Raw genomic sequence first — 13896 nt, 5'->3', positions numbered from 1 at the left:
CCATCAAAATGGCTACAGTTCTCAAAAATATCTCAGAAATTCGCCGGTTCTTTCACCGGAACGAAGACCCGGTGTACTTCATTTCGGCGACCAACTTTAACCTGTTGGGCCTTGATGAATGGGTGAAGAATTTCAAATACATCTGCTACATCGACTGTTACGGCGGCAAGCATCCCAACGTGTTCTGCCCATCCGAGCAGCCGCATGCAGAATTCCAGTCGATCGAAGACATCAACAACTACCTGTTACAGCACAAAGAGGTGATTGATTTCATCAAGCGCCGCGGCGGCAAGCCCAAGTTTGTGTTCCTGATGTTCGACGAAGAAACAGAACGCCTTTCAAAAGAGCTGGGGGCAGACGTGTGGTTCCCCAAGGCGAAATTGCGCCAGTCAATGGACAACAAGATCGAAACCGTCCGCATCGGCAACAAAGCGGGTGTGCCGTCGGTGCCCAACGTCCTCGCCGAGGTCAAAAACTACGAAGACCTGCGCAAAACGTGCGAAAAGGCGGGCATCGGTCACGATCTGGTCCTGCAATCCGCCTTTGGTGACAGTGGCCACACGACGTTCTTTATTAAATCCGAGGCTGACTTCCGACGCCATGAATCCGAGATTGTCGGCGAAGGCGAGATCAAGATCATGAAACGGATCGATTGCCGGGGTTCCGCGATTGAGGCATGCGCGACCAAGGAAGGCACAATCGTTGGTCCGTTGATGACTGAATTGGTTGGCTTCAAGGAACTGACACCCTATCGCGGGGGCTGGTGTGGCAACGAAATGCTGGCCACTGCATTCCCGCCAAAGGTCCGTGAAAAAGCCCGTGATCTGACCTTCAAGTTCGGTGAGCAACTGCGCAAAGAGGGGTACCGTGGCTATTTTGAACTGGATTTCTTGATCGACAAGAAGACCGGCGATATCTGGTTGGGCGAATTGAACCCGCGTATCACAGGTGCGTCTTCAATGACCAACCACGCGGCTTTTGCCCATGCCGATGCGCCGTTGTTCCTGTTCCACCTGCTCGAATTCTCGAAAAAGAAATTTGATCTGAATGTCGATGAACTGAACAACCGCTGGGCCGATCCGGAAATGATTGATGGCTGGTCACAGATGGTCATCAAACATACCGAAGATAGCGTTGATATCTGCACCACGGCACCGGAAACAGGCATCTACAAGATGCTTGAGGATGGCCGCGTCGTATTTGACCGCTTTGACTATCACCGCCGGGCTGTTGAATCAGAAAACGAAGCTTTCTTCCTGCGAATCTTGCAGCCGGGTGATTACCGCTATGAAGGGGCCGACATTGGCATCCTTGTGACGCGTGGCCGCTCAATGACCAAGTCTTTCCAGTTGAATGAGCGGGCGAAAAAGTGGATTCATGGCATCAAGCAAGCTGTGGATGGCAAGCCACTGCCCACCGCCTCGGCGGGTCCGGAATTGTCTGACCCGGCGTTTAAAATCCTCTAACGCCTAGAAAGGCCACGATGTATTGGCGCGCACTCCAAGAAGAAACGCCCGGACCAAAATGGTCCGGGCTTTTCGCTGAATACTGGCCTGACTACCGCACCTGGTGGCTTCAGGAAGGCGATGCCGCGCGCCCCACATATGCGCAATGCCGCCGCGCGCTGAACACCCATATGCCGGAACTGATGCCGCTTTATGATGAACTCTGTGCCTTGGCAGGCGGCGGGGATCAGGCGGCGCGCTTTTTAAGCCTCTACAATCCGCCACCCTATCTGTCGGGTTGCAGTCAAGCGATCTGGGCCGGCAAGGAACCGGTTATGGTGCGCAACTATGACTACAATCCAAACGCGTTCGACCAATTGGTACTGAACACCAACTGGATGGGTCGCCGGGTTATGGGAACATCCGATGGGCTATGGGGGTTGGTTGATGGTGTGAATGATGCTGGTCTGTCAATTTCTTTGACGTTCGGCGGACGGCGCATCGTTGGCACCGGTTTTGGTGTGCCACTGATTTTGCGATATGTATTGCAGACCTGTGAAACCACTGCAGAGGCGACCAAAGTATTAGAGCGCGTGCCGACCCATATGAGCTATAACGTGACAGTTCTGGACCGCAAACGGGACTATTCAACCGCGATGATGGGGCCCGATCGGGCAACGCAAATTACCCATGCGGCGGTGGCGACCAACCATCAGGAAAACGTTGAATGGGTAAGCCACGCGCGGTTTACCGCGACGGTTGAGCGTGAGCGTTATTTGTTGAATCGCCTGCGCATGCACAAAGATCCTGAAGAGAAGTTTATCAATGCCTTTCTGAAACCACCGCTGTATTCCACTGCATTTAAGGCTGGTTTTGGCACGCTTTACACTGCCGTTTACCGCCCCCGTAAGCGCGAGATGGAATTGCGCTGGCCTGGCACAGTCTGGCCGCTGTCACTCAATAATTTTGTTGAAGGCGCGCGCAATGTGATGGTGCCGGGTGCCGCATGACCGGCGGCCCGCTTGCATCTCTGAAAGTGGTCGAGTTTTCAGGGTTGGGCCCCGCACCTCTTGCCGGACAGTTGCTTGCTGACCTTGGCGCGCAGGTTGTTACAATTGACAGGGCATCCGCAGCAGCAGACCCGACCGACATCAACCGACGCGGCAAACGATCCATTGTTCTAAACCTTAAATCGTCCAAAGGTGTCGATGCGGCGCACCGTGTGATTGCCGCCAATGATGTGCTGATCGAAGGCTTTCGCCCCGGCGTCATGGAACGGCTGGGCCTTGGCCCCAAGGATTGCCCGGATACATTGATCTATGGTCGGATGACCGGCTGGGGTCAGGACGGCCCATGGGCGCAAACTGCGGGTCATGACATCAACTATCTGGCGTTGACGGGTGCACTGCATGCAATGGGGCAGGGCGATGGACCGCCGGTGCCACCCCTTAATCTGGTTGCCGACTACGGCGGTGGCACGATGTTTTTGCTTTTCGGCGTTTTGTCAGCGGTAATCGAACGCGGCATATCTGGCAAAGGTCAGGTGGTGGATGCCGCAATGGTAGATGGTGTTCCCGCGATGATGGGATTGGTTCACGGTATGCTGGCGAAAGGAACCTGGGGCGAAACCCGCGCTGACAACTGGCTTGATGGGGCGGCACCATTTTACAGATGTTATACGTGTAAGGACGGAAAATTTGTTGCCGTGGGCGCGCTGGAACCCCAATTTTACGCGGTTTTACTGAGCAAACTGGGATTGCCAAAAAGCTACCTGCAGACGCAAAACGACAAGCGGACCTGGCCCGCGCGATCCGATGAATTTTCCGCCATTTTTCGAACTGAAACGCGCGATCATTGGGCCGCTCTATTTGATGGCTCAGACGCCTGTGTTGCCCCTGTGCTGACATTTTCCGAAGCACCAATGCACCCACACATGGCTGAAAGGCGGACATTCCAAGCCCTGCATGGCATTACCCAGTCTAACACGGCCCCTCGGTTCGCCCGGTCAACGACAGCACAAAGTCCGCCCCCGAGGGGGATCGGAGAAGACACAGCAGATGTCTTGCGCGAGATTGGGTTCAGTGACGCAGATATTCAGGCCATACTGAACTGATTAAGCAGCACATGATGCCGGGAAAGTGCCTTGATAGTCTCTGCTTTCATACACAGATAACGATACCACCTTGATGCAGGTTCCTGTAAGAACGATCCATGAAAGATGCTGCTGCCTCTGCCGCAATGGATATGCTGGATGACTTGATCGTCTGTCCGCAATGTGATGCTGCGTATAAGCTCAAAAAGCCCAAGCATGGCGAACGTGCCATATGCCAGCGGTGCCACAAGGTTTTGATTGCACCCCGTAAGAACGCTGGCATGCGCATCATTGCCATCGCGCTTTCCGTGGTGTTTTTGATCGTCGGTGCGGCGGTTTTCCCGTTCCTTACCATTGATGCAGCAGGCAACAAAAACGCGGTTTCAATCCTTGATGCAGCGCTGGCTTTTTCGGGCGGGCCGATGATATTGCTCTCAATCGCGACTGCGGGCCTGATCGTGTTTATCCCGCTTATGCGCGTTCTGCTGACCCTTTATGTGCTTTTGCCTGTGGTTTTGGATCGCCCGCCCGCCCGGCACGCAATCACCGCATTTCGTCTGTCAGAAGCGATGCGCCCGTGGTCGATGGCAGAAATTTTTGCCATTGGATGTGCGGTGGCTTTGGTCAAAATTGCCGATTTGGCACAGGTCAGCTTTGGTCCCGCCTTTTGGATGTTCGGAATTCTTGTTGTCCTTGTCATCGCTCAGGACAGCTTTATGTGTAAATGGTCTGTATGGAACTCTCTGGAACACCCCAAAAAATCATAAGCGCCCGGGACATGGGTGTTGTGGCCTGCACACGCTGCACCAAAGCGTGGCCGCTGGGCACCAAAACCTGTGGGCGTTGTGGCCATGCTCTTGTTTCGCGTGATCATCAAAGTTTGCAACGGGTTTGGGCCTATTGGGTCATGGGATTGATTTGCTACATCCCGGCGAATATTTTTCCCATGCTCAAGACCAGAACGCTGTTTCAGGTTGATGAAAGCACAATCATCGGCGGTGCTGTCGAGTTGGCGCAGCACGGCAACCTCGGCATTGCGCTGGTCATCATCGTTGCGTCGGTTGTGATCCCGCTGGGCAAGTTCTGGGCCGTTGCGTTTCTTGCGATCAGCGTGAAACAAAAAGACGTTGCATCAAAGCCGCAGCGCCAATTCCTTTATGAAATCGTTGAATATATTGGCCGTTGGTCGATGATCGACATCTTTGTGGTTGCGATTTTGTCCTCACTGGTGCAACTCAAGTCGTTGGCATCAATCAACCCCGGAACTGCGAGCATTTTCTTCGCTCTGTCTGTGATTTGTACGATGCTTTCTGCGCAGGCCTTTGATTCCCGGATGATCTGGGACGTTCAGGCCAAGGATGGGGGTCCTGACCGCAATGAGTGATACACCACCAGAGGTGTCCGTGTCGCCGACACGCAAGATGTTCCTGAGCGGTGCCTCGGTCATTTGGGTCATTCCGGTGCTGGCGCTGCTTGTTGCGCTTGGGGTTGCGTGGAAATCATACACTGATCGCGGCCCGCTTATTCTTGTTGAGTTTGAAAATGGCGCCGGCATTTCGGCAGGCGAAACCGAGCTAAAGTACCGTGATGTCACTGTCGGAAAAGTTGAAAGAGTTGGCTTTACCCAAGGTTTAGGGAAAGTCACCGCACAGATCCGCGTTGAAAAGGACGTGGCACCCTATATCGACAACGCTGCGGTGTTCTGGATTGTGCAACCCGAAGTGACCGCCCAAGGTATCACAGGCCTCAGCACGGTGCTGAGCGGTGTCCATATCGAAGGGTCCTGGGACGATCAGATCGGTGCTTTCTCAAATCGATTTCAGGGTGCATCTGAGCCCCCTTTGATCCGACCGGGTCAGGAGGGGCTGGAAATCGCATTTAGGACCGTTGCGAACGGCCAACTGACCGACAATGCGCCGATCCTCTACAAGGGCATTGAGGTTGGTCGCGTTGGCAGGGCCAAAATTGCCCCGCGCGGTAATTTTGCCATTGTAGAAGCCATCATTTTTGAAGAGCACCGGACGTTGGTAAACCAGACGACACGTTTTTGGGATGCTTCGGGTTTTAGCGTGAACATCGGACCCGCCGGTGCCGAGATCGACTTTTCTTCGCTTGCGACCCTGATCGGTGGTGGGGTGACTTTTGATACCTTTGTATCTGGTGGTGAACTTGTTCAGGACGGGACAGTATTTGAAATCTTCCCAGACAAGGAAACAGCCCGGAACTCAGTCTTTAATGCATCAGAGGTCGAACCTCTTAAGGTCAGTGTGATTTTTGATGATAATATCTCGGGGCTTGCTGTCGGTGCCGCAGTGGAATTGAGCGGCCTCAAAATTGGTGAAGTTGAAGCGCTTTCCGGGATCGTGGATTATGATCAATTTGGCGATAGCCGCGTGCGGCTGAATGCCAACCTGTCCATCCAACCCGCTCGGCTTGGCCTGCCCGGCGAGGTCACTGCTGATAACGCATTGAATTTCCTTCAGGATCGCGTGGCAAACGGTTTACGGGCGCGACTGGCCTCAGCAAGCCTGCTTACGGGCGGTCTAAAAGTTGAATTGGTGATGGTGCCAGACGCACCAGCCGCGCGATTGGTAGCAGAACCGAACGACCAGCCCCTGATGCCCACAACAAAAAGCGAAACATCTGACGCAGCAGCAACCGTCGAGGGTGTATTTTCTCGCATCAACAACCTGCCAATTGAGGAATTGCTGAACAGCGCGATCTCATTCCTCAATTCTGCCGAAGCGTTTGTCGCGGACGAAGATTTGCGCGAGACACCGCAAGACCTGCGTGAACTGCTGGCCGAATTTAAGGGGCTTGTGACCTCTGATGATGTGAAAAACATTCCCGTGACGTTGAATGCGACGTTGGTTCGGGTGGAAAAGCTCGTTGCGACACTGGAAGAAGAGCGGATTGCGGAACGTTTGCTGAGCGCAGTTGACAGCGCTGCGGATGCCGCAGACGCCGTGACATCGTCGGTTGAAGGCGTCCCGCAGCTCATCGAGCAAATTCAGGGATTGGCGGCCAAAGCCGAAGAATTGCCTTTGGATGATCTGATCGCAGAGCTTACCAATCTCACCCGGTCTGCAGAAAAAGTGATTGGCACGGATGATGCCGTGGCGCTACCCGGATCGCTAAAACGTGCGCTCGATGAGGTGAATTACACCTTGCAAGAACTCCGCGAGGGTGGCGCAATCGAAAATGTGAACCGCACGCTGGTTTCTGCCCGCAACGCAGCAGACAGCATTGCGGTTTCCGCCAAGGACCTGCCCCAGATCGTTGAGCGCCTGACGCGTCTGTTTGCACAAGCAAGCCGGACCATCGAAGGGTATAACAAAGGCGAAGAGCTTAGCCGCTCTGCCCAAGATACATTGCGCGACATCCAGAAGGCGGCAGATGCGCTTGCCTCGCTGGCGCGGACCATTGAACGTAATCCTAATTCGCTATTGCTAGGACGGTAAAACATGATGATTTCACGTCGCTTCATGACTTTGGGTTTGGTTCTTGCAACTCTCACTGCCTGCAGCAATGCAGAGCGGTTCGCGGTGCAGTCGCCCACTGTGACCGAACAGGTCAGCATCGCCTTTGGTGCGGTAGAGGTCCGCGATGTGTCTTTGCCAAGCTATGCCGCCGCAGATGAGATTACGACGCAAGCTGCAGATGGGACGTTGGTTAGCTCCAAATCGGTGCTTTGGGCAGACGCTCCGGAACGCGCCGTTGCGCTTGAGCTAAGTCAGAACCTTGCCCGGATGACAGGCCGGCGGGTCGCATCGGAACCTTGGCCATTTGAGGCCTTCCCCGATGCGCGCCTCGAAGTGCGATTTTCCGAATTGGTGGCCAGCGCCGCTGGCGAGTTTCGCACGTCAGGGCAATATTTCGTCGGCGTGTCGGATGGCCGCCGCGAACGGTCTGGCCTTTTTGATCTGACAGTGGCGTTTGACCCAAAAGGTGGCCCAAACGCGATCGCAGCCGCGCGTGGTCGGCTGATCCTTAATCTCGCGACGTATATTGCCAAAAACGGATTGAAATAGCGCCGGATCGAACCGGCGCTAACAATCATATCGGTCTAAAAATCCAGGTTTTCCACATTCAGCGCATTTTGCTGAATAAATTCGCGGCGTGGTTCCACGACATCGCCCATCAACTTGGTGAACAGGTCGTCCGCCTCAGCCATGTCTTCAACCTTGACCTGTAACAGGGTGCGCGCATCCGGGTCCAATGTGGTTTCCCACAATTGCTCGGGGTTCATTTCGCCCAATCCCTTGTAGCGCTGCAGCGACAGACCTTTTTCACCTTCAGTCAATATTGCATTCAACAAATCCATAGGGCCATGGATAAGTTGATTGCGGTCTTTTCGGACCAAGGTCGCCGGCAGGTCATACACCTCCTGCAAATGCTCGGTAAACGTGCCAGAGCGCCGTGCATCGCCTGACCGCATCATTTTACCATCAAGCGTGCGCACTTCTTCCACGCCGCGTAGAATGCGGGCCAGACGTATCCCGTGATCCTGGGTGATCCGCCCCTGCCAGCCACGTTCATATTCCATCGCAATCAGGTTCAACCGGACTGCGACCTTGTCTGCAACACTTTGCAGATCTGCATCAACTGCGCCGGGCACAAAAGCACCCGCAATCGCGGCCTGTTCCAAAATATGACGCGGATAATGTGTTGGAAACGCTTCCAAAACGCGGCGCATTTGACGGGCAAGTTCGACCACGCGGAGCAAATCCTGCCCACTGATCTCTTCGCCATTGCCCTGCCGCAGCATCGCGCCCTCAACGCCCTGCTGGATCAGGTATTCTTCCATCGCGGCCTGGTCCTTAAGGTAAACCTCGGATTTGCCGCGCGACACCTTATAGAGCGGCGGTTGCGCGATATAGAGATGCCCATGTTCAATAAGCTTCGGCATTTGACGGAAAAAGAAGGTCAAAAGCAGCGTACGGATGTGTGCGCCATCGACGTCCGCATCTGTCATGATGACAATCTTATGATACCGCAGCTTATCAATGTTGAATTCGTCGCGACCAATACCGGTCCCCAGCGCCATCACCAGATTACCAATCTCCTGCGACCCCAGCATGCGGTCAAAACGCGCACGCTCCACGTTCAGAATCTTGCCCTTGAGCGGCAGAATGGCCTGCGTCTGGCGGTCGCGTCCGGTTTGTGCAGATCCCCCGGCTGAATCCCCCTCGACAAGGAAAACCTCGGTCTTGGAGGGGTCTTTTTCCGAGCAATCCTTGAGTTTCCCAGCAAGGAAATTCACGTCCATCGCGGTCTTGCGCCGGGTAAGATCGCGCGCTTTGCGGGCTGCTTCGCGGGCATGGGCGGCTTCGATAATCTTACTGACAACAATCCGCGCCTCTGTCGGGTTTTCCTCAAACCACTCTGACAGCTTCTCGTTGACCAGCCCTTCAACGGCTGGGCGTACTTCGGAGCTGACCAATTTGTCCTTGGTTTGGCTCGAAAACTTCGGGTCCGGCACTTTCACCGACAACACACAGGTCAGCCCCTCGCGGGCGTCATCACCCGTGAAGGTAACCTTTTCCTTTTTGGCAATACCGCTGGATTGCGCGTAATTGTTGATCGTACGGGTCAGAGCGCCACGGAACCCGGCCAGGTGTGCACCGCCATCGCGCTGTGGAATGTTGTTGGTAAAGGGCAAGACATTCTCGTGATAACTGTCATTCCACCACATCGCGACTTCGACGCCGATGTCTTCTTTTTCGCCCGTGATAAAGATCGGTTCAGGCATGACCGACGACTTGTGCCGGTCAAGGTATTTCACAAATTCCTTCACGCCCCCTTCATAGAACAGATCGGATTGGAGCGTTTCAGCAGGCCTTTCGTCCTTCAGAATGATCCGCACACCGGAGTTTAGAAATGCCAGTTCGCGCAGCCGCTTCTCAAGTGTTTCAAAGCTGTATTCGAGGTTTGAAAACGTATCAGTTGACGCCATAAAACGGACTTCGGTGCCAGTGCGATCTGTTGGACCAACAACACTGAGGTGTTCGGTTGTAAAACCGCCTTCGAACCGGGCAACGTGCTCTTTGCCCTCACGCCAGATGCGCAGCTCCAGCCAGTCGGAAAGGGCGTTCACAACAGAGACGCCAACGCCGTGCAGGCCACCAGAAACCTTGTAGGAATTGCTGTCAAACTTACCGCCCGCATGCAGTTGGGTCATGATAACTTCGGCTGCGGAAACGCCTTCTTCGTCGTGGATGCCGACCGGAATACCGCGGCCATTGTCACTGACGGAAACAGAGCTGTCATCGTGAATTGTGACCGTTACCGCGTCTGCATGTCCGGCCAAAGCTTCGTCAATGCCGTTGTCCACGACCTCATAGACCATATGGTGCAAACCAGACCCGTCATCGGTGTCACCGATATACATGCCAGGGCGCTTGCGGACCGCCTCTAACCCCTTCAAAACCTTGATGGAACTGGCACCGTATTCTTCGGGCTGCTGCTCGTTTTCGGACATTGGGAATAACCTTCTTCTTTTGTCCAATGTATAGTTTTTTTCTGGGGGAATGTCACGCAAATGGCACAAGATTTTGTGTCAACGGACGGCAATGGAACTCAGATGAAAGATGCAGATGAAATCACGAATTCTGGGTGATTTTTGACGCGCCCTCAGTTTCGGTAACTTCCAGTGTCTGGGCGCGATCTTTTAGTTCAGCGAACAACTCGGGCCCGGTTCCGGTCATCCAGGCCTGCGCACCAAGGGCGGTGATCTCATCGTATAGAGCGGCCCGGCGATCTGCGTCCAGATGGGCTGCGACTTCATCAAGCAGTAAGATCGGCGGCGCGCCAAAATCGGCAGCGAGGGCACGGGCATTCGCCAGGATTAACGACACCAACAGCGCCTTTTGCTCGCCGGTAGAGCAGTCTTTTGCGGGCACGTCCTTGGCCGCAAAGACACCATATAAGTCAGCGCGGTGTGGGCCGATTAATGTTCGACCAGCACCAAGGTCGCGGGCACGGTTGTCAGCCAGCGCTGCACGCAGGTTATCCGCCTCTGAGGGCATCTTACAGATTAATTCGAGTGTAGCAGTGGGAAACGCCGTTTCTGCCTGCACCTGAGCCTCGGCAATGGCGCTGAGGGCCTGCACCCTGTTTGCATGGATCGCGGCCCCGGCTTCGGCCATCCGGGTTTCCAGCGCAGCGTACCAGGACGGCTCGCGCACCATGTCCTTGAGCAGGCGATTGCGTTCGCGCATGGCCTTGTCATAGCCCAGCGACTGTTCCGCATGATCAGGTATAAAGCTAAGCGTCATACGGTCCAGAAAGCGGCGTCTGCCCTCAGCCCCCTCAATCCACAGACGATCCATCGAGGGGATCAACCACAGCACCCGCGCGATACTCCCCAATGCGGTCTGTGGGGCCGCCTTACCGTCTATGCGTACCTGCCGCGCCGCACCTGCTTGCGACCAGATTTCAACCTCGTGGGTTTGGTGCAAGGAATGAAGAAGGGCTGTGATCTTCCAGCCCAATGCCTCTGGTCGCCGCGTCATATCCTCGGCACTGGACCGGCGCAGGCCACGACCCGGTGACAGCAGCGACACAGCCTCCAGGATATTGGTCTTGCCGGCACCGTTGGGGCCGTGGATCGCCACAGGCCGCGCATCAACGTCGATGACAGCCCGCTTGTGCGAGCGAAAGTGCGATAGGGTCAGTTGTGAAAGGTACAGGCCCGCCATCAGCGATACCGGTTCTCAGCAAAGAACGCCTTTTTAAACACGCATTGGCATGACGACATAAACCGCAGACGTGTCGTTGCCTTCTCGCATCAGGGTCGGATCGCCAGACGAATTGAACAGGAATACTGCATTCTCGCGGTCCACCTGGCTGGCGATCTCCAGCAGATACTTTGCGTTGAACCCGATCTCCAAACGCTCATCACCATAGGCAACTGCCAATTCTTCTTCGGCGGCACCGCTGTCGGGCGCGTTCACAGACAAGATCAGACGATCCTCGTCCAGCTGCAGTTTCACAGCGCGGGACCGTTCCGAACTTACTGTCGCAACACGGTCCACGGCCTGCGCAAATTCGGCGGCGTCAACTTCCATCCTGCGTGTGTTCCCTTGCGGGATGACCCGCGTGTAGTCAGGGAATGTACCGTCGATCACCTTTGATGTCAGGGTGATCTCTGGTGTGGCAAAGCGGATCTTGGTCTCAGACACGGACACCGCGATTTTCATATCATCGTCATCAAGCAGTTTGCGCAATTCACCGACCGTCTTGCGCGGCACGATCACGCCCGGCATGTCGGCGGCACCTTCTGGCATGTCCGCATCAATGCGGGCCAAACGGTGACCGTCTGTGGCCACACAGCGCAACACCTTGCCCCCGTCGGCATCAGAAATGTGCATATAAACACCGTTTAGATAATACCGCGTTTCTTCGGTCGAGATGGCGAATTTCGATTTATCAAACAACCGCCGCAGTACCGGTGCAGGAGCCGAGAAGTTTGACGCATATTCCGACGACGCCATGACAGGGAAATCTTCGCGTGGCAGCGTCGCCAGAGAAAAGTTTGACCGACCCGCTTCGACAGTCAGGCGACCCGCAGCGGTATCTGCCGTCAGGTTGATCAGCGCGCCATCCGGCAATTTGCGCACGATCTCATGCAGCATTGTGGCGGACACGGTTGTCGCCCCAGCGCGTTCAACCTGCGCAGCAGCCTTATCAACGACCTCGATGTCCAGATCCGTTGCGCGAAACGACACTTCGTTGCCTTCGGCTTCGACAAGGACGTTCGCAAGGATCGGAATCGTGTTGCGCCGCTCGACAACAGATTGCGCTTGGCTCACTGCTTTAAGCAGTGCGGCGCGTTCGATGCTGAATTTCATATGCGTTCTCCCTCAGGACAGCCGGGACAGGCAAACTACCCGGTTCCCCCACTTTCACAAGACTTTTCTGGCTTTGTTGCTGGGAATGCAAGAGGGGCGCGCAAGCACCCCTCATTTTGACGAAAGAGACGGTGGTAGATCGCCCTTATGATTCCAGTGCGCGGCGCAATAATTCCAGATCTTCAGCGATCTGACCATCGGATTGCTTCAATTCTTCTATGCGGCGCACCCCGTGCATGACGGTGGTGTGATCGCGCCCCCCAAAACGGCGGCCAATCTCAGGCAGGGACCGGCTTGTCATCTGTTTGCACAGATACATCGCCACCTGTCGGGGGCGTGCATAGCTGCGCAGGCGTTTAGGGCCAATCATGTCTGACAGACGGATGTTGTAATGATCGCTGACTTTGCGCTGGATTTCCTCAACAGAAATCTTCCGTTCAGATGCGCGCAGCACGTCAGCCAGACAATCCTGGGTCAGTTCCATGTTGATCTCACGGCCAACCAGCGAAGCAAACGCAAAAAGACGGGTCAATGCACCCTCAAGCACGCGCACGTTGGATGTGATGCGGTGTGCCAGAAATTCCAGCACGCAATTATCAACTTCAAGAGTGGGATAGGTTTTGCGTTGCACTTCGACTTTGCTTTGCAGGATGCCCAGACGCAATTCGTAGTCGGTTGGGTGGAGATCAACCACAAGTCCGCACTGCAGCCGTGATTTAACGCGCTCTTCAAGATCTTTGATCTCTCCCGGGGCGCGATCGGCTGAAATAATGATCTGCTTATGCTGGTCGACCAGCGCGTTGAAGGTGTGAAAGAACTCTTCCTGCGTGCTGTCCTTGCCCGCGATGAATTGAACGTCATCCACCATCAATACATCAACAGAGCGGAAAATTTCCTTGAAATCCATCATCTTACGGTCGCGCAGGGCCTGAACAAACCGGTACATGAATTGTTCTGCAGACAGATACAGCACGTTCATCTCTGGTTTGCGCTGCTTCAGCTCTTGCGCAATGGCGTGCATCAGGTGTGTTTTGCCCAATCCAACACCGCCGTAAAGGAACAATGGATTAAACGTGACCGGACCACCTTCGGCAACACGGCGCGCGGCGGCATGGGCCAGTTCATTGGGCTTGCCCACAACAAAATTGTCGAAACTAAAGCGCGGGTCCAACGGAGCGGTGTTCAGCACGCTTGAACCGGCAGGTTTTTGAACGGCGCTTGTCCGGCGGGTGACGGGTTCGGGACTGTTCGCTGATTTGACCAGATTTTGCGACAGGGCAAAATTCAGGCGCGACACGTCAACACCTTCGCCCCGGATCTCATGCAGGATCAGATCAGAAAAGTTTTGACTGACGTAGTTGCCAAAAAAATTGGTCGGGACATGCAGTGTCGCTATGCCATCGGCCACATCGCCTGGCACAAGCGGCGCAATCCATGTTGTGTAGTTGTTCTGTCCGACAGTCTTTAGCAATCGCTGCCTAATTTCGCCCCATTGGTCGTACGTCAT

The 13896-nt window shown here is 54.9% G+C and carries 11 protein-coding genes; 7 read left to right on the top strand and 4 right to left on the bottom strand.

From position 1 onward, the window contains the following. Nucleotides 1–8: 8 nt before the first annotated feature. The 7 genes from C1J02_RS00055 (at nucleotide 9) to C1J02_RS00025 (ending at nucleotide 7568) form a co-directional block, all read left to right on the top strand. Nucleotides 9–1466, top strand: coding sequence for a biotin carboxylase (locus C1J02_RS00055; RefSeq protein ID WP_114876585.1), 1458 nt, complete (start codon nucleotides 9–11; stop codon nucleotides 1464–1466). A 17-nt stretch (nucleotides 1467–1483) separates the two neighbouring features. Beyond that, complete coding sequence (locus C1J02_RS00050; RefSeq protein ID WP_114876584.1) at nucleotides 1484–2455, top strand: C45 family autoproteolytic acyltransferase/hydolase; 972 nt, start codon at nucleotides 1484–1486, stop codon at nucleotides 2453–2455. Further along, nucleotides 2452–3558: a CaiB/BaiF CoA-transferase family protein gene (locus C1J02_RS00045; protein ID WP_114876583.1), complete on the top strand. Its 1107-nt coding sequence runs from the start codon at nucleotides 2452–2454 to the stop codon at nucleotides 3556–3558. Before C1J02_RS00050 ends, C1J02_RS00045 begins: the two co-directional genes overlap by 4 nt. A gap of 98 nt (nucleotides 3559–3656) precedes the next feature. Next, nucleotides 3657–4304, top strand: a complete 648-nt coding sequence (locus C1J02_RS00040) for a paraquat-inducible protein A (RefSeq protein WP_254693171.1) — start codon at nucleotides 3657–3659, stop codon at nucleotides 4302–4304. A gap of 11 nt (nucleotides 4305–4315) precedes the next feature. Then, entirely contained in the window at nucleotides 4316–4921 is a 606-nt protein-coding gene (locus C1J02_RS00035) for a paraquat-inducible protein A (protein WP_114876582.1), read from the top strand. Then, nucleotides 4914–6998, top strand: a complete 2085-nt coding sequence (locus C1J02_RS00030; protein WP_114880264.1) for an intermembrane transport protein PqiB — start codon at nucleotides 4914–4916, stop codon at nucleotides 6996–6998. The genes C1J02_RS00035 and C1J02_RS00030 overlap by 8 nt, the downstream gene beginning before the upstream one ends. 3 nt (nucleotides 6999–7001) lie before the next feature. After that, complete coding sequence (locus C1J02_RS00025) at nucleotides 7002–7568, top strand: membrane integrity-associated transporter subunit PqiC (protein WP_114876581.1); 567 nt, start codon at nucleotides 7002–7004, stop codon at nucleotides 7566–7568. 35 nt (nucleotides 7569–7603) lie between these two features. On the opposite strand, the gene gyrB is transcribed toward C1J02_RS00025, so the two are convergent. The 4 genes from gyrB to dnaA all read right to left on the bottom strand — a co-directional run bounded on the left by gyrB (nucleotide 7604) and on the right by dnaA (nucleotide 13896). Then, a complete protein-coding gene (gene gyrB, locus C1J02_RS00020; RefSeq protein ID WP_114876580.1) occupies nucleotides 7604–10018 on the bottom strand; it encodes a DNA topoisomerase (ATP-hydrolyzing) subunit B in 2415 nt (804 codons plus the stop codon). Nucleotides 10019–10139: 121 nt separating this feature from the next. After that, nucleotides 10140–11237 carry a DNA replication/repair protein RecF gene (recF, locus tag C1J02_RS00015; protein WP_114876579.1) on the bottom strand — a complete coding sequence of 366 codons (1098 nt, stop codon included), beginning with the start codon at nucleotides 11235–11237 and terminating at the stop codon, nucleotides 10140–10142. Between the two features lie 33 nt (nucleotides 11238–11270). Then, nucleotides 11271–12389: a DNA polymerase III subunit beta gene (dnaN, locus tag C1J02_RS00010; RefSeq protein WP_114876578.1), complete on the bottom strand. Its 1119-nt coding sequence runs from the start codon at nucleotides 12387–12389 to the stop codon at nucleotides 11271–11273. Between the two features lie 145 nt (nucleotides 12390–12534). Beyond that, nucleotides 12535–13896 carry a chromosomal replication initiator protein DnaA gene (gene dnaA, locus C1J02_RS00005; protein ID WP_114876577.1) on the bottom strand — a complete coding sequence of 454 codons (1362 nt, stop codon included), beginning with the start codon at nucleotides 13894–13896 and terminating at the stop codon, nucleotides 12535–12537.

It is taken from the genome of Sulfitobacter sp. SK011 (assembly GCF_003352065.1).
GTDB lineage: Bacteria > Pseudomonadota > Alphaproteobacteria > Rhodobacterales > Rhodobacteraceae > Sulfitobacter.
This window is presented reverse-complemented; position numbering and strand designations above follow the sequence as displayed.